This is a genomic window from Empedobacter brevis NBRC 14943 = ATCC 43319, assembly GCF_000382425.1.
Lineage (GTDB): Bacteria > Bacteroidota > Bacteroidia > Flavobacteriales > Weeksellaceae > Empedobacter > Empedobacter brevis.
In genome coordinates this window covers 67,698-83,623 of the sequence record NZ_KB908301.1, presented here as the reverse complement: position 1 = coordinate 83,623, position 15,926 = coordinate 67,698, and the positions used below count along the sequence as shown (strand labels likewise).

The following is a 15,926-nucleotide window of genomic DNA, read 5'->3' as shown; positions in this document are numbered from 1 at the left end:
AATATCCTTTCAGTAGCCTGATATCCTAATGTTTATTCTGTTTCTATCTTCTTCATCCAACTCACAAAGAGGTCCGATAAAATCACTTTGAATAGAAGATACCCCGCTACCTTTTTTTAACTGTACAAAGTCCGCTTGACTTGTATACCTCTTCATAATTCTTAATGGATAAATCACCTGCCGTTGTGATTATTCTGCCTGTCTTTCCTTTTAATAATCCTTCCCTCCCTCTTTATTGTATTTGAAAGTAATTCCCGGAAGAAAAGCCCTATCAAAAAAGCCTTTCAGTTTAGTTGCTGAAAGGCTTAGTCTTTTTTGTGACAAGTGTATACGCACACAAGTTGGGTTATTCAATAAATTTTACAATTAAATCAATCAATTCATTTTTTCCCTTATCATCTTTGTCAAGAAATAGATAATGCGTTCCTTTTATAGTTTTAAATTCTGAACGGATATTTTTAGGAAAATCACTTTTGAATGCAATCAAATCTATATTTCTTGACCAAAAATCATATTCAGACCTTATAACCATAGTTGGCACGGTAATGTTTTTTGCATCCCAATATTTTTTACCCGATGCCATATAAAAACTCTCTTCTTGAAAACCAGCCGGAACTTTGAAAATATTAGCATCTATTCCATATTTACACGCTTGGTTTTTATATGCTTCCTCAATAACAGGATTTCTCCATTGTGTTTTATCCTCAACAGGAATTGTTTTTGTCCACGAAGTTGTAAGACTTTCTTTTGAGCTTTCTCTGAAAAACGATGATTTATTAAATTTCAAATTATCGTCCGAAGAAGCAAAGAAGTCGTGTGAAGACCAATCGCCATTTACTCCGTATAAACTATTTAAACTAATGATACTGTTAATCTTTGCAGGATCTTTTATAGCCGAATAACTAATCCAATGCCCACCTGTCGCCCAACCAAATAAATTGACTTTATTAACTTTAAACTTAGAAGTTATCCAACTCAATGCAGATTGAATATCATCACTGGCTTCATCAACATTTCCAATAATCAGATTTTTATCGGAGAAGTCATATTCTGGTAATGATGATTTTCCCCACCCACGAATATTGAGAAGAAAAAGATGAAGTCCTTTTGAAGCAAGTTCCTCTGCTAAACTTGCAAATTTTGTATCTAAATCAAAAGAAGTAATCGCATCGGGACCTCCCCCGTGAACCATAAGCAAAGGCAAAATACTTGTATTCAAATGATTAATATCGTATATCTCTTTTATTTGAAGTTGAACGTTATTTGTCGATGCAATAAAATATTCCTTTTTATAAAATTCGTTTGTTTGTGCCATTACTATATTATTGATTAATACAAACAGAATTAAACAGTATGTTATCTTTCCCATAGTTTGAATTTTTATAAATTTACAAATATCTCTCAACTACCTATTTAGGTGGAACTGACTTTAACCTTACTCTTTATTCAGATAATTCTTTTCAAATTCTGCGGCTAGCGTTGCAATTTCTTTGATGTATTTTGATGAGAATTTATTTTATATCTTCTGCTTCTGATTAAATGAATAAATCAGATAAAATAAAAATGGTAAAATAAATATTGAGCCAAGTAATAATGCCCAAGCCAACATTTCAATTGTACTTAATGCTCCGTAATCTTTTAATAAGGATAACGTGGAACCATCTTTAAACAAAACCAAATGAGGAAAATGTGAATAAGATGCTGCAAATAAAATCATCATAACAATTAATCCGGCATAAAATTTTATAAATTTATCTTTTGCCTGATTTAAAGATTTTAATAATAAAACAATTGCAATTGAAGCCAATAATACGGCGATATATCCATATATTTCAGAAGTAATCCAACTAAATAAAGGAATATTTTTCCAAACTGAAACGCTGAAAACCAAACCTCCGGCAACAAAAATTGAAGCTGTATATAGCTTAGCCCTTTTTCTTAATTTCACTTTATCTTCATCATTTTTAACGGTTTGAATTGAATAAACCGATGCAAGAAATGCGCATATTACCACTGTAAAAATTCCAACAGAAAAATTGAACCAGGACAACCACGAAAAAATATAAGCATCTTGAAATGAAAGCGCATTGTCATCAATACTTCCAGAAACAATAGAACCTGCAATAACTCCTAAAAATAAAGGTGTAACAACACTAGAATAAGTAAATATTACATCATATAAATTGTGCCATTTGTCATTGATTGCATCATAATTTCTAAATGTAAATGAAGTTCCACGCGCAATAATTCCCAACAACATAATCACCAAAGGGATATGTAAATAATTGGAAACATCCGCATAAATTTTTGGAAAGCCTACAAATAAAATAACAATTGCAATAATTAACCACATATGATTCGCTTCCCAAATCGGGCCAATCGAATTGTACATGATCTTTTGGGTTTGTTTCTTGTAATTCTTTTCAGAAAATAATTCAACAATTCCGGCACCAAAATCTGCTCCTCCTAAAATTAAATATAAGCAAATTGCAACCCATAAAAATGCTATTACTACGTATATCATATTTAATGTTTTTCTGGTTTATAATTAGGATCTTCCGGATCATACAGTTTAGCAACCATTTGTATTTGACGGTTCATCAAGAACACTAAAATGATAGATAATGTAATAAATACAAATGTAAAGATGTAAAAAGAGTATTGAATTCCAGGCATTGGTGTAATGGAATCTACTGTTCGCATAATTCCGTAAATAATCCACGGTTGACGTCCAACTTCTGTTACAGTCCAACCTGCTTCTAAAGCGATGTATCCAAATGGTGTTGCTACCATAAATAATTTATAAAACCATCGTTTTGTCCGCCATTCTTTTTTGAAAAAATGAGCAATTAAGTAAATAATTGCAATGCCCATCATCAACATTCCAAACGTAATCATAATTTGAAAAGCATAATGAACAATCGCTACTGGTGGCCACTCATCTTTTGGAAACTCCTCTAACCCTTTTACAGGTGTTTTAAAGTCCGAATGAACCAAGAAACTTAAAACACCAGGAACTTTAACTGCATACTTTATTTCTTCTTTTTCTTCGTTTACAATTCCTCCTAATACAAATGCCGCACTTTCTTCTGTTTTGAAATGTGCTTCCATTGCTGCCAATTTAATTGGTTGACGATTTGCAACATCTTTCGCAGATATATCTCCACTTATAGGAGCTAACATAGCAGCAGAGATTGCTAAAACAGAACTAATTTTGAAAGCTTCCCGATGAAAGTTTACATTCTTACCTTTCAAAATAAGATAAGCATGTAAACCTGCCACAGCAAAACCTGTTGCGCAAAAAGCGGCAATCGTCATATGCAAAGCTTGCGAAAACCACGCATCATTGAACATTGCCTTTACAGGATCAATATTAAGGTATTGTCCATTCACAAAATCAAAACCTGTAGGAGAGTTCATCCAAGCATTGGCTGCAACGACTAGAATACCGGAAGCTAAACCACTAATCCCTACAATTACACCACAAATCCAATGAAACCATTTGTTAAATTTATCCCATCCATATAGAAAAAAACCTAATGCAATCGCTTCTATAAAGAAAGCGGTTCCTTCCAATGAAAACGGCATTCCGAAAATAGGGCCGGCATGTTCCATAAACTTAGGAAATAATAATCCCAACTCAAATGAAAGCATTGTTCCGGAAACGGCTCCTGTCGCGAAAAGAATTGCAACTCCCTTACTCCAAGCTTTTGTTAATCCCTTATAAATTTCATTCTTTGTTGTGAGGTATTTGTAGTGAGCAATTGCCATCATAAAAGGCATCACCATCCCGACGCACGAAAAAACAATGTGAAAAGCTAATGACATTGCCATTTGACTTCGAGCAGCAATAAAATCGTCCATAAGCGATTATTTTATAATTTATTTGTTGGTTAAAGTTACTAAATAAAAAGAGGCTATTCGATTTTGAATAGCCTCTTTTTTTATATGATTTTGGTTAGAAAACTCTATTTTATTGTTGCAGGAATTAACCATTTGAATTGCGGTCCACTTTCCGGAATTACAATACGTTGCGAGATTCTTTCCATTCGTTCCGGAAATTTCATGATATAATCTCGTGCTTTTTCAGCTTCTTCATTCAGTCCTGAAATTTTATCTAATTGCCAAGCGCTGATCAATTTTCTCATAATATCGATATAATCAAACGCTGTATACACTCCAATACGCTGTGCTGCGTCAGAGAACGCATCGAACAATGTTCCTCTTTCTTCTCCTGAAGCTCTTAAGAAGTGTGCAGGCATGACAATTTTTAACTTGAACATATGTTGAACTGCTAACATCATTTCTGAAGGATCAGCTTCAAAAATACGGCGAACAAACTCTGTATAAGCTAAATGATGACGCATTTCGTCTCCCGCAATAATCTTACACATACGAGATAACTTTTTTGCTCCGTATTTTTTTGCGATTGCTGAAACATTATTGTGTGAAACATATGTGGCCAATTCTTGAAAACTGGTATATACAAAATTCTTATATGGATCGTGAGCTGTACCAATATCAAATCCATCATTAATCAAATGTTGTGTTGTTACCTCAACTTCACGCATATTGATACGTCCTGATAAATATAAAAATTTATTCAAAACGTCTCCATGACGGTTTTCTTCTCCTGTCCAATGACGAATCCATTTTGCCCATCCATTTTCCAGGTATTCTCCATCTTCATTGACAACTCCTTCCATTTGCATCAACCAAGATTCATACGTTGGCAATGCCTCCTCCGTAATTGTATCTCCAATCAATGTAATCCAGAAATCGTCTGGTAAATCTTTTGAAAGCTCTTGTAATTCTTTTATTTCATCAAAAAAAGAATCAGTTTGAGAGTTTGGTAAAAAATCAGTTGGTTGCCAAATTTTATCGGCTGGAACTAAGAATTTATCCATATAAGTATCAATATCTTTTTCAAGAAATTGCATCACTTCCAGGCGAACATTTTTTATTGACATATAATTATTTTATGCGGTTATACTACTTTTAACAGTTTTTTCAGTCAGTTCAAATAATTCTTCGAACTTATACTCACTCACCTTTATTGGTTGATGATATTGTATCGTTACTTTTGTACCTACATTCAATGGAAATTTCCCATACTTTGTTAATTCCCATGTATTATTAAGCGTAACAGGAACAATATAAGCGTCTTTGGCATATTTGGTTAAAACTTTCAATCCATTTTCTTTGAAAGCCTTTGGAGTTCCGTTTTTACTACGTGTTCCTTCAGGAAAAATAATGGCTGAATAATTGTTTTTCTGAATGTATTGTGCTAATTTTTTTATTTCTTCTATTGCTTGTTTTCCATTCTTTCGATCAATAAGAGCCGATCCTCCTTTTCTCAAATTATAAGAAACACTTGGTATTCCCTTTCCTAATTCTATTTTAGAAATAAATTTCGGATGATAATCTGCCAAATCATATTCTAAAGGCGAGATATCGTACATACTTTGGTGGTTACTTACAAAGATTAACGGAACATTTTTAACCAAATTTTCACGACCAGAATAATGATAAGTTGTCCCCAGTATTTTTGTCCAAAAAACCAAAAGGCCATTCATTATTTTTACACTTTTGTGATGAGCTTGATAGCCTCCTAAATTGTAGCACAACCATTGTGCCACATGCATCACCAATAACGTTAAACCATATAATAAATAAAAAATGATCGATAACGGGTAACTTAAAATTTTATTCAATGTTAGAAATTTAGACAAATTTAATAAAAAATTATGCTAAGCATAATATATTTTCAAAGGATGATTTATTTCAGTAAATTCAAAGTTAACCTTTCTTGATGAGCTTCATCATAAAAAGTGATTTGATTTGATGATTTTATCTTAAAATAAGCGGTTTTTTGTAAATTTTGAATCAAATTTTGTGAGATTTCACAGTCGGTATTCACTTGTTTTAACTGATTAAAAATAAGAGCTTGATTAATTTTCGTATAATCTGCACTCACTATTCCACAAGCTGTTTTCAACACCATTTTTTTTGTTGTGTCTTCAAACATGATATAATCGGTTCCTTGATCAACACTCCATTTTCCCGACAAGTCATTTATCTCAAGAGTCGTTACTTTAGGCTCTGAAACTATTTTGGTCGGTAAACAACTTGTAAGTCCTGTAAAAAAGACCAAAAGTAGTACTTGTATTGTATATTTCACGTGGTTTTATTTGTAACGAAGGTAAAAATATTTTAAATAAGTCAAATTGATTTTTTAAATATTCCTATTTATTCAGAAATTTGTTACTTTAATCAATAAATTATGGCCAACACAAAGAAAGGTAAAGTTTTTACCGACCAATATCATATCAAAAAAGTAAAGATTGAACGTAAACCAAGCTTTCCTAAAATATACACTTTAACTGATGATTGTCAGTTCATTGAAGATGGTTTATACGATTTGGATTTTTTTGAAACGCCAAACGTTCGTGATTTCAAATCTGATTTAAATCCAACTATTCCTGTGATTAATTTTAAGCAATTGAGTGAAAAAGGAAGAGAAAGTTTAATATAAACTTTAAAAGTTTCTACCAAAATAGGATCTTCAAAATAGTTTTACCATTCCAAAACAAGAGATAAAAAACTATTTCCTAGTTCAAAATGATTAATAGTATTGAAACAATTGCACATAAAATAAAAGAATCAAACCCCTAAAAACAGCTATAAACTAATTAATAATACACTGAATTACAAAAATTTAATCTTTTCAATACCGAAATAAAACAATGTATATATAAGTAATAAAATTATAAATTCTAAAACATATTCTGGAGATTTTGATTTAGGTAGGCTAACTCATAAAATTTATTTAAATCAACATAAATACACTTTACTGAAAAAATCGTGCTGAAAAAATAGGGTTTTACAATTTTACTTAAGAATTTGATTGCAATTGAGCAGAAATAAACAAAAAACCCACACTGATCATCAGTATGGGTTTTTCTTTTGATTGTGATCCAGTCAGGATTCGAACCTGAGACCTACTGCTTAGAAGGCAGTTGCTCTATCCAGCTGAGCTACTGGACCAATCCAAAATTTTATTGCTAAAATTTGTCGGGGTGGCAGGATTCGAACCTGCGACCTCCTGCTCCCAAAGCAGGCGCGATGACCGGGCTACGCTACACCCCGATTGGTGTAATTATTTTTCAAGCTTTAAAAAAGCGGAGAGACAGGGACTCGAACCCTGGCATCGGTTTCCCGATGACAGATTAGCAATCTGCTCCATTACCGCTCTGGCACCTCTCCTAACTTTTAAAATAAGACTAATTTAGTCTCATAAAGCGGTTGCAAATATAACCTGACTTTTATTGCAAAACAAGTCTTTTTTGAAAAAAAATTAAAATTTTTGGCTTAATTTTGGCTACTTTAAAGACTATTTAGAACTAAAAGAATGAATGTTAAAGGATTAGTATTTTCGACAATTTCTTGTTTTTTTATTTTGGCTAGTTGTGCAACTAAAACAGTTCCACCTAAAACAATTACAAAGGTAATTCGTGACACAGTCATTATCAATTCAAAAACAGACCAACCGGAAATGACGCGAGCTGCAAAGCTTGAAAAGTACAAAGTGACAACAGATTATTATCCATCTATTTCGCAGGATGAACGTGTACGATTTTTAGTTTTGCACTATACAGCAATCAACACAGAATTATCATTAAAAGTATTAACTCAAAAAGATGTCAGTGCACATTATTTGGTAAATGATTACGATGATAAAACAATTAATCTTTTAGTTGACGAAACAAAACGTGCATGGCATGCAGGGGTAAGCAATTGGAAAGGATTAGATAACTTAAATTTTTCATCGATTGGAATAGAAATCGTCAACCTTGGAAACAAAGGAACTGACGCTTACCCAAATTACACTCCTTATCCTGATTACCAAATTAAGAAAGTAGGTGAATTAGCACAAGATATTATCAAACGTTATAATATTTCCCCTTTCAATGTGGTTGGGCACGCAGATATAGCACCGGGTAGAAAACCAGATCCGGGTCCGCTTTTTCCTTGGAAAAAATTGTACACTGATTATGGTGTTGGCGCTTGGTACGACGAAACGGATAAATATATTTTTATGCTACAATACCCGTGGGATACAACAAGTCCTATTTTTATTACACAAGTACAGACTGACCTTAAAAAGTACGGTTACAATGTTCCGACAAATGGAATTATTGATACACAGACTAAAAATGCCATTATTGCATTTCAGATGCATTTCCGTCCGGAAAAATACGATGGTGTTGTAGATGCTGAAACATGGGCAATTTTGAAAGCTTTGAACAAAAAATATAACCCATAATCAATTAAAATATTTGAACTTAAACTCCTACTTGTTAGGAGTTTTTTTTGCATTAAAAATTCAAAAAAATCTTATTTACCACGGATTGTCAAGGAAATAAATCACGAGAATACGAAGTAGAAATTTTGAAAAAATTAAAGTATTTTTTAAGAAAATAATAAAACATGGCTTTCAAAAGTTTGCGCCCAATTATTTGGACGAAAGATTTACAAAAAACGACAAAATTCTATAAAAAATTAGGATTCAAAATTGCAGATCAGAATGAAGATTGGATTTGGGCTTGTTTGCAAAAAGATGATGTAGAAATTATGCTTGCTTATCCCAATGAAGGAGCAGATTTTAAACAAGCTAACTTTACAGGCTCCTTTTATTTTGTTGTGGACAATGTGGACGAATTATGGAAACAAGTAAAAGGTGATTGTGAAATTGTGTACGAAATTGAAACTTTTGAGTGGGATATGCGCGAATTTGCTATTTATGACAACAATGGTTATATTCTCCAATTTGGAGAAGAAATAAACATAACATTTGAAGATTAGTCTCTTGAAAAAACAACATTATACAATTATTTTAGTCATCATTATTCTCCTTATCCCTATTTTATTATATCTGATTATTAATACAATGATCAGTATAAAATATGAGACAGATGGTATTGAAACCTGTATTTCTTCTGTAACAGGGAAAAATTTATGCTCGCGAATTGATCAACTAAAGGTTTCTATTTATATCGATATGATTGTGATGATTTTTTGGTTAGCGTTGAAAAATTTAATTGTGAAAAGATAAACTATGGGAACAAATTATCACTGTGAAGAAGAATTTTTGAAACTCAATTTTACTGAAACTCAAAATTTAAGCGGGGATTATGAAAATTGTAAATTTATAAATTGCGAATTAAATGGTTTAGATTTGAGTGATTTGAAATTTATTGCATGTGAATTCATCGAATGTAATTTGAGCAATACTATTCTAAACAATGCATGTTTCCAACAGGTTGATTTCAAAAATTGTAAAATGATTGGGTTCAATTTGGAGACATGCAATCCATTTGGATTAAACGTTAATTTTGTTCATTGTGTTCTGAATGATTCCTCTTTTTATCATTTGTTACTAAAAAAATCAAGATTTATCGAATGTTCGTTACAAAATGTTGATTTCTCATATACCGATTTAAGCAACTGCTTCTTCGATCATTGTAATTTTTCTGATGCTACTTTTGACCAAACTATTTTAAAACAAGCAAACCTGAAAACATCTTATAATTTTAGAATTAATCCTAATGAAAATCAATTGAAAGGCGCTATTTTTTCAAAAGAAAATCTCATTGGTTTGGTACAACATCTTGGATTAAAGATTGAATAATTAAAACAGATTCATTTTTTCATCTAAAAAATACTTTTTTTTATTTAAATTATTTTTATTTAGATTAATTAAAAATAATATCTTTGTTCAAATACTTTATATGAAAAAAAGATACTTATTATTAATTAGTTTAGTCAGCTCAATGACTTTAAATGCGCAACAAGCAGGCAATAATATTGGAGATAATGGACAAGTAGAATTTATTTATCAAAACCAAAAAGTAAATTATACTACTGTACGCGCTGCTGATGGAAATGAATGGTTACAGCAAAATTTAGGAAGTGAGCAGGTAGCAAAAGCTATCGGAGATGAAAAAGCTTTTGGTCATTATTTTCAATGGGGGCGTTGGGATGACGGGCATCAATTGATTGATTCTGAAGTAAGCGAAATATATCCTACTCCTAATAATCCTAAAGGAATTATTGATGGAAGTCCGCTATTCTTTATTAATGGAGGATCACCTTGGCAAGCAAATTATACAGGATGGTTTGCGAATCCTTTACAAGATGACAGCTGGACTGCAAAGGATAAAACAGAAATAACTCCAAATAATGGAATTGATCCTTGTAAAGCCATTGGTAACGAATGGGAAATACCATCTGAACTTGATTGGGACAACGTCATGAGAAAAGAAAATATTTTTCCTGCTCCAGATAAAGAAACTGTCGGAATGCAAAGAGCTTTTAACAGTAATCTGAAAATTGCCGGGGCTGGAGCAAGAAAAGACAATAGTTGGAGTTTTGTAGGGAATCGTGCTTATATATGGACAAAATCTCCAAGTACAAATCCTAATTTCTATCGCTATGTTTACCTAGGAACTTCAACTTTTAGTACAACAGGATTTGGTGGTGATGCCAAAAGTCATGGTTATTCTATTCGTTGCGTTAATAAATCTTCCAAATTGAATACAATCGATACTGAAAAAGATGTAAATAATATAAAAGCAGTTGTCGATCAAAATAATTTAAAACTTTTTTCACCAAAAAAAATACAAGATGTGCGCATCTACAATTTAGCTGGTCAGCTTGTCTTAACTGCTAAACAACACATTGTTAGCTTATCGAATTTAAATACTGGTGTTGTTTACCTCGTTCAGATAAAAACGATTGATGGAAAAGAAAAAAGCCTGAAAATTGTAAAAAAATAATCATTTTAATCAAAAAAAACCACTCAATATTGAGTGGTTTTTTTTGATTGCTTAGCTTTTTTAAGCTTCTTTATTTTCTTGAGGCTTCTCCTCTTTCTTTTCTGTTTGTTTAACAGGTTTTTCTGTTCTCTCAGGTTTAGGCAATAAAGCTTTACGAGATAATTTCATTTTCTTTTTATCATCGTAACCTAAAAATTTAACATCAATTTTATCACCAATGTTTACAGAATCTTCAACTTTCTCAAGACGTCTGTGTTCTAATTCAGAAATATGAACTAACCCTTCTACCCCTTTAGAAATCTCTACAAATGCACCAAATGGTTTGATAGATTTTACCACTGCATGGTATGTTTCTCCAACTGTAGGTACAAATGCGATTTGCTTAATTCTTTCTACAACACGGTCGATGTTTTCTTGAATTACTCCGTTGATTTCTACACGACCTGTTGTTTCTAATTCTGTAATTGCAATAACTGTTTCTGTTTCTTTTTGCAACTCTTGAATTACTTTTCCTCCAGGACCAATTACTGCTCCAATAAATTCTTTCGGAATTTCAACTACAACAACTTTCGGTGCATTTGGTTTCAATTCCGGACGAGGAGCCGGTAAAGTTTCTAATAATTTACCTAAGATATGCTCACGGCCTTCTTTCGCTTGTAACAATGCTGTTTCCATGATTTCCATAGATAAACCTTGTACTTTAATATCCATTTGACAAGCCGTAATACCATCTGCAGTTCCAGTGACTTTAAAGTCCATGTCTCCTAAGTGATCTTCATCTCCTAAGATATCAGATAATACTGTAAATTTCCCAGATTTAGTATCTGTAATTAATCCCATTGCAATACCTGAAACTGGTTTCTTCATTTGTAACCCGGAATCCATAATTGCTAATGTACCCGCACAAACAGTCGCCATAGAAGAAGAACCATTTGATTCTAATACTTCTGAAACGATACGTACTGTGTAAGGACAATCGTCTGGTAACATTTGAGCTAATGCACGCTGTGCTAAGTTTCCATGACCAACTTCACGACGAGAAGTTCCTCTTAGCGGACGAGCTTCACCGGTAGAAAATGGAGGGAAATTATAATGTAAAAAGAATTTTTCGTCAAAGTTTGTGACTACTCCATCTACCATATTTGCATCTTTAGAAGAACCTAAAGTAACAGTCGCTAATGCTTGAGTTTCACCACGCGTAAAAATTGCAGAACCGTGTGTTGATGGTAAATAATCAACTTCACTCCAAATAGGACGAATTGTTTTTGGATCACGTCCGTCTAAACGAATTCCTTCATTTAGGATTAATTGACGAACAGCTTCCTTTTGTACATCGTGGAAATAGACATGAGCAAAAGGTGTTACACGTGCCAATTCTTCTTCATCTTCTTCGTATTGGGCTAAGAAATCTGCTTCAACTTGAGCAAATTTTTCCCCTCTTTCATGTTTATCAGATGGAGTTTTAGCAATATCATAGAATTTATCATATCCAAACGCCCACACTTTTTCACGAATTTCTTCGTCATGTGTTTCATGATTATATTCACGTTTTGGTAATGCTTTTCCTACTTTAACAGCTAAGCTTTCTTGTGCTTCAATTTGTTTTTTAATTTCAGCATGAGCAAACTCAATAGCATCTAACATTTCACGCTCAGAAATTTCGCTCATTTCCCCTTCAACCATTACAACAGAATCTTTAGAAGCACCTACCATAATATCGATATCTGCTTGAGCTAATTGTTCTAATGAAGGATTAATCATTAACTCACCATTCAAACGAATAACACGAGCTTCTGAAATTAATGTAAAAGGAATATCTGTAATTGCAATGGCTGCTGACGCAGCTAAACCAGCTAAAGCTTCTGGCATTACATTTTTGTCATAAGAAATAAGTGAGATCATCACTTGAACTTCAGCATGGAAATCTTCCGGAAACATTGGACGCAATACACGGTCTACCAAACGCATTGTTAACACCTCATCATCTGATGGTTTTGCTTCTCTTCTGAAAAAGTTCCCCGGGATACGCCCTCCTGCATAAAATTTTTCTCTGTAATCTACTGTTAAAGGTAAAAAGTCTACACCTGGATTGGCTTCTTTGTTTGCTACAACTGTAGCTAATAACATGGTATCACCCATGCGTACAACCACAGATCCATCAGCTTGCTTCGCTAATTTCCCTGTCTCGATTGTAATTTCTCTTCCGTCTGAAAGAGTAATTTTTTCTGTGATCGCCTGTGGAATCATTCGTCTTCTTAATATTTAATTCGTCTAAAGTTAAAGCCGTTTGCTTTAACTGCATTATATAAAGATATATATCTTATTTTAATTTATAACAAAAAAAAAGGCAATTTAAATGTAATTGCCCTTTTATATTGTGTTTAAAATTACTTACGTAATCCTAATTCAGCGATAATCGCACGGTATCTTGTGATATCTTTTTTCTTTAAGTAGTTTAATAACGCTTTACGCTTACCTACTAACATCACTAATGATCTTTCTGTGTTGTAATCGTGAATATTCTTTCTTAAGTGACCAGTTAAATGGTTGATACGAAATGTGAATAATGCGATTTGTCCTTCTGCAGATCCTGTATCTGTTGCAGATTTACCGTGCTTTGCGAATAATTCGCTTTTTACTTCTGATGTTAAGTACATGCCAATATTATTTAATAATTATTATGTAATGAGGTGCAAATGTACAACTAATTTTATAATTAATTGATTATTTATTAAAATAAAAAAAGAGACCATTTGGTTGGTTTGGTCTCTTTTAAATTTGGTTTAGTTTGATCTAATAGACATAGAAAGTGATATCATATTTCTATTAAATCGAAAAGGTTTGTTTGGTTGTAAAAGACTAGCTTTCACGGTTGTTGGTTGATAGGTTAAAGTCGGCTTATTTTTCAATAAGTAATTAATAGGTTGGTTAATAATTATTTAAAAATAGGTTTGGGTAGGCAAGATTAATCTTCTATAATACGTATTTTTTTATTCGTGATTACTTTTATCGGATATACAATTTTTTCATTTTCAGTTTGTATCGTCATACATATATTATTAATTGCAATTATCACACCTTTTGTCTCATCTTCTATAATTACTTTTTGTCCAATTTCAAAATTTCTATTTGTGTAAAAAGATAATAACAATCTATAAATAACATCTTTGGAACCTAATCCAAAAGCTATTGCCAATGTCAAAAATATTGATCCCAAAATTAATGACAGATTATTTGTAATTAGATCTGTATTAACTCCTGCTTGATTTAATGAAGTGATTATCGTAAAAATAAGGATGATATAAAAAATTATATTGCTTATAATATTCGCTCCATTTAAATCGATTGATTTGATTAAACTTTTCAAAAAAGTTTTAATGTAATTTGCCAAATAAAATCCTCCGGCAAATATTAACACTGCGCTAAAAAATTGTGGCAGATAATCTACAATTCTTCCTATTTGGTTAGAAACGACTGTTAATCCAAAAATATCAGATCCTATAATAATGATTAGCAGAATAATAAACAACCGCACAAATTGTAAAATAATCTTAGAAGGGTCAATTTCTATGGAAGAATTTTTCAACGCCTCACTATTATTTAATGCATTTTTCAACTTATCAATTTTTGATAATTTTAAAATGTATTTTGTTAATATTAAGATCAATTTTAGCAAAATATAAGACAGTATTATAAATACGATACCTCCTACTATTTTAGGAAATATCAGTACCAATTCTTGGTATAAACTCTCTAACAAGCTAAAATTCAAACCTATATTCATATATTCTATTTCTCGTTAATCTTCTTTTTCTTTCTTATTTGGTTTGTCATTGGTTGTTTTTTTACCAATTCCAAAGAAATTTCCAATTGTACTTGGATATTTTACTGACACCAAATCGGCCACTTCCAATGATAATTTTATCAAAGCAACATCATCCATTACTTTTTGCTTTATTGTATCTGGAAGCTTTTCATCGGCTAGCATAGTCTTAAAAGGATTTTCCATTTTCACAAAGCATTATAGATTTTTAGTAAACGATTTTTTGCTCTATTCAATCTCATCTTAGTTGCACTTTCACCAATCTCCAAAGTATCTGAAATTTCTTTAATCGAAAATTCATCTTGATATTTCATCAGTAGAATAGATTTATCCTCTACATCTAGCTCTTTTAAAGATTGCGTTAGTTTTTCGATTTTTAATTCAAAAATTTCTTTATCATCAATTAGTTCATCATTATAGTTATCAATCAAATCATCCGTAACTGAATAATTCTTCCTTTCTTCTTTAATTTTGCGTTGTATATGATTGACACAAAAATTATATGTAAAAGAATACAACCAAGTTGAAAATTTTGATTTTGACTGATATGTTTTAAGTTTTACAAATAACTTAACAAATATATCATGCGTCATATCTTGTGCTTCTTCTTGTTCTTCTACAAAACTCAAACATTTATTATAAACTGCATGTGCATATCGATCATACAATATTCCAAACAAATGTTGATTTTTTGTTTCAACAATCTTATAAACCAAAATGTCATCTGCAATATTTTCTAAAAGATCTTTTGACATTTTAACTGCTTACATTTATTAAGACACACCAACTACTATTTGGTCACTCATTTTTTTAAAATTTATTGTAATATTTTAACCACACGTAATTATCTATTTAATTTACAGTGAAATATAAAAAAAAACCGACAAATAAAAATTTATCGGTTTTATAAAAAATAATGTTCATTTTACGAATTATTTTTCCAAAATGTCTAAAACATCTTGAAAACCTCCTCCATTAAAAATTTCATCTACCCCTTGAGATTGCAAGTATTGTGCAGCTTGACCTGAGCGGTTTCCACTTCTACAAAATACTACAATCGGTCTAGACATCGCCTTAAATTCTTCCACTTTTGTCGGAACATCTCCTAATGGAATATTAATTGCATTTGGAACAAATCCATCCACATCCAATTCATAAGGTTCGCGAACATCTACTAAGGTTACATTAGCATTGTTTATTGCTTCAACTGTTGTCATTTTAATAATTCTTTTTCTGTTTTTTATCCAATCAATAATTTTGCCAAG

18 protein-coding genes and 3 tRNA genes are annotated in these 15,926 nt (G+C 31.8%); 6 read left to right on the top strand and 15 right to left on the bottom strand.

Going from position 1 to position 15,926, the window contains the following annotated elements; genetic code table 11:
* Positions 1–346 precede the first annotated feature (346 nt).
* The 6 genes from H277_RS0114975 to H277_RS0114950 form a co-directional block, all read right to left on the bottom strand.
* Positions 347–1,369, bottom strand: a complete 1,023-nt coding sequence (locus tag H277_RS0114975; RefSeq protein WP_019976428.1) for an alpha/beta fold hydrolase — start codon at positions 1,367–1,369, stop codon at positions 347–349.
* Between the two features lie 147 nt (positions 1,370–1,516).
* Positions 1,517–2,524: a cytochrome d ubiquinol oxidase subunit II gene (locus tag H277_RS0114970; RefSeq protein ID WP_019976427.1), complete on the bottom strand. Its 1,008-nt coding sequence runs from the start codon at positions 2,522–2,524 to the stop codon at positions 1,517–1,519.
* Between the two features lie 2 nt (positions 2,525–2,526).
* A complete protein-coding gene (locus H277_RS0114965; protein ID WP_019976426.1) occupies positions 2,527–3,864 on the bottom strand; it encodes a cytochrome ubiquinol oxidase subunit I in 1,338 nt (445 codons plus the stop codon).
* A gap of 104 nt (positions 3,865–3,968) precedes the next feature.
* Positions 3,969–4,970, bottom strand: coding sequence for an acyl-ACP desaturase (locus tag H277_RS0114960; RefSeq protein WP_019976425.1), 1,002 nt, complete (start codon positions 4,968–4,970; stop codon positions 3,969–3,971).
* A gap of 9 nt (positions 4,971–4,979) precedes the next feature.
* Positions 4,980–5,714 (bottom strand): lysophospholipid acyltransferase family protein, encoded by a 735-nt coding sequence (locus tag H277_RS0114955; RefSeq protein ID WP_019976424.1) that lies wholly within the window; start codon positions 5,712–5,714, stop codon positions 4,980–4,982.
* A 65-nt stretch (positions 5,715–5,779) separates the two neighbouring features.
* Entirely contained in the window at positions 5,780–6,181 is a 402-nt protein-coding gene (locus H277_RS0114950; protein WP_019976423.1) for an META domain-containing protein, read from the bottom strand.
* Between the two features lie 102 nt (positions 6,182–6,283).
* Here H277_RS0114950 and H277_RS0114945 point away from each other — a divergent pair, with 102 nt between their 5' ends.
* On the top strand, positions 6,284–6,535 hold the full coding sequence (locus H277_RS0114945; protein WP_019976422.1) for a hypothetical protein: 252 nt from the start codon (positions 6,284–6,286) through the stop codon (positions 6,533–6,535).
* 438 nt (positions 6,536–6,973) lie between these two features.
* On the opposite strand, the gene H277_RS0114940 is transcribed toward H277_RS0114945, so the two are convergent.
* The 3 genes from H277_RS0114940 to H277_RS0114930 form a co-directional block, all read right to left on the bottom strand.
* Positions 6,974–7,047: transfer RNA gene (locus H277_RS0114940), tRNA-Arg, on the bottom strand.
* Between the two features lie 27 nt (positions 7,048–7,074).
* Positions 7,075–7,149 (bottom strand) — tRNA-Pro (locus tag H277_RS0114935).
* A gap of 33 nt (positions 7,150–7,182) precedes the next feature.
* Positions 7,183–7,266, bottom strand: a tRNA-Ser gene (locus H277_RS0114930).
* Between the two features lie 145 nt (positions 7,267–7,411).
* On the opposite strand from H277_RS0114930, the gene H277_RS0114925 reads away from it, so the two are divergent.
* The 5 genes from H277_RS0114925 to H277_RS0114905 all read left to right on the top strand — a co-directional run bounded on the left by H277_RS0114925 (position 7,412) and on the right by H277_RS0114905 (position 10,838).
* Positions 7,412–8,326, top strand: a complete 915-nt coding sequence (locus H277_RS0114925) for an N-acetylmuramoyl-L-alanine amidase (protein WP_019976421.1) — start codon at positions 7,412–7,414, stop codon at positions 8,324–8,326.
* 164 nt (positions 8,327–8,490) lie between these two features.
* Positions 8,491–8,865, top strand: coding sequence for a VOC family protein (locus H277_RS0114920; protein ID WP_019976420.1), 375 nt, complete (start codon positions 8,491–8,493; stop codon positions 8,863–8,865).
* Between the two features lie 4 nt (positions 8,866–8,869).
* Positions 8,870–9,115, top strand: a complete 246-nt coding sequence (locus tag H277_RS20225; RefSeq protein WP_146810738.1) for a hypothetical protein — start codon at positions 8,870–8,872, stop codon at positions 9,113–9,115.
* 3 nt (positions 9,116–9,118) lie between these two features.
* Positions 9,119–9,691 carry a pentapeptide repeat-containing protein gene (locus tag H277_RS0114910; protein WP_019976418.1) on the top strand — a complete coding sequence of 191 codons (573 nt, stop codon included), beginning with the start codon at positions 9,119–9,121 and terminating at the stop codon, positions 9,689–9,691.
* A 100-nt stretch (positions 9,692–9,791) separates the two neighbouring features.
* Positions 9,792–10,838, top strand: a complete 1,047-nt coding sequence (locus H277_RS0114905; protein ID WP_019976417.1) for a T9SS type A sorting domain-containing protein — start codon at positions 9,792–9,794, stop codon at positions 10,836–10,838.
* A gap of 60 nt (positions 10,839–10,898) precedes the next feature.
* Here H277_RS0114905 and H277_RS0114900 read toward each other — a convergent pair whose 3' ends face one another.
* The 6 genes from H277_RS0114900 to H277_RS0114875 all read right to left on the bottom strand — a co-directional run bounded on the left by H277_RS0114900 (position 10,899) and on the right by H277_RS0114875 (position 15,878).
* Positions 10,899–13,085 (bottom strand): polyribonucleotide nucleotidyltransferase, encoded by a 2,187-nt coding sequence (locus H277_RS0114900; protein WP_019976416.1) that lies wholly within the window; start codon positions 13,083–13,085, stop codon positions 10,899–10,901.
* 140 nt (positions 13,086–13,225) lie between these two features.
* Positions 13,226–13,495: a 30S ribosomal protein S15 gene (rpsO, locus tag H277_RS0114895; protein WP_019976415.1), complete on the bottom strand. Its 270-nt coding sequence runs from the start codon at positions 13,493–13,495 to the stop codon at positions 13,226–13,228.
* 308 nt (positions 13,496–13,803) lie between these two features.
* Positions 13,804–14,454: a mechanosensitive ion channel family protein gene (locus H277_RS0114890; protein WP_169337524.1), complete on the bottom strand. Its 651-nt coding sequence runs from the start codon at positions 14,452–14,454 to the stop codon at positions 13,804–13,806.
* A gap of 183 nt (positions 14,455–14,637) precedes the next feature.
* On the bottom strand, positions 14,638–14,847 hold the full coding sequence (locus tag H277_RS0114885) for a hypothetical protein (RefSeq protein WP_019976413.1): 210 nt from the start codon (positions 14,845–14,847) through the stop codon (positions 14,638–14,640).
* 2 nt (positions 14,848–14,849) lie between these two features.
* On the bottom strand, positions 14,850–15,416 hold the full coding sequence (locus tag H277_RS0114880) for an RNA polymerase sigma factor (RefSeq protein ID WP_019976412.1): 567 nt from the start codon (positions 15,414–15,416) through the stop codon (positions 14,850–14,852).
* Between the two features lie 177 nt (positions 15,417–15,593).
* Positions 15,594–15,878, bottom strand: coding sequence for a rhodanese-like domain-containing protein (locus H277_RS0114875; RefSeq protein WP_026357634.1), 285 nt, complete (start codon positions 15,876–15,878; stop codon positions 15,594–15,596).
* Between the last annotated feature and the right edge of the window lie 48 nt (positions 15,879–15,926).

Excerpts from the sequence above, each read along its gene's own strand:
- H277_RS0114975 (WP_019976428.1), bottom strand. The coding sequence starts at position 1,369 with ATGGGAAAGATAACATACTGTTTAATTCTGTTTGTATTAATCAATAAT.
- H277_RS0114970 (WP_019976427.1), bottom strand. The coding sequence starts at position 2,524 with ATGATATACGTAGTAATAGCATTTTTATGGGTTGCAATTTGCTTATAT.
- H277_RS0114965 (WP_019976426.1), bottom strand. The coding sequence starts at position 3,864 with ATGGACGATTTTATTGCTGCTCGAAGTCAAATGGCAATGTCATTAGCT.
- H277_RS0114960 (WP_019976425.1), bottom strand. The coding sequence starts at position 4,970 with ATGTCAATAAAAAATGTTCGCCTGGAAGTGATGCAATTTCTTGAAAAA.
- H277_RS0114945 (WP_019976422.1), top strand. The coding sequence starts at position 6,284 with ATGGCCAACACAAAGAAAGGTAAAGTTTTTACCGACCAATATCATATC.
- H277_RS0114925 (WP_019976421.1), top strand. The coding sequence starts at position 7,412 with ATGAATGTTAAAGGATTAGTATTTTCGACAATTTCTTGTTTTTTTATT.
- H277_RS0114920 (WP_019976420.1), top strand. The coding sequence starts at position 8,491 with ATGGCTTTCAAAAGTTTGCGCCCAATTATTTGGACGAAAGATTTACAA.
- H277_RS0114910 (WP_019976418.1), top strand. The coding sequence starts at position 9,119 with ATGGGAACAAATTATCACTGTGAAGAAGAATTTTTGAAACTCAATTTT.
- H277_RS0114905 (WP_019976417.1), top strand. The coding sequence starts at position 9,792 with ATGAAAAAAAGATACTTATTATTAATTAGTTTAGTCAGCTCAATGACT.
- H277_RS0114900 (WP_019976416.1), bottom strand. The coding sequence starts at position 13,085 with ATGATTCCACAGGCGATCACAGAAAAAATTACTCTTTCAGACGGAAGA.
- rpsO (WP_019976415.1), bottom strand. The coding sequence starts at position 13,495 with ATGTACTTAACATCAGAAGTAAAAAGCGAATTATTCGCAAAGCACGGT.
- H277_RS0114885 (WP_019976413.1), bottom strand. The coding sequence starts at position 14,847 with ATGGAAAATCCTTTTAAGACTATGCTAGCCGATGAAAAGCTTCCAGAT.
- H277_RS0114880 (WP_019976412.1), bottom strand. The coding sequence starts at position 15,416 with ATGTCAAAAGATCTTTTAGAAAATATTGCAGATGACATTTTGGTTTAT.
- H277_RS0114875 (WP_026357634.1), bottom strand. The coding sequence starts at position 15,878 with ATGACAACAGTTGAAGCAATAAACAATGCTAATGTAACCTTAGTAGAT.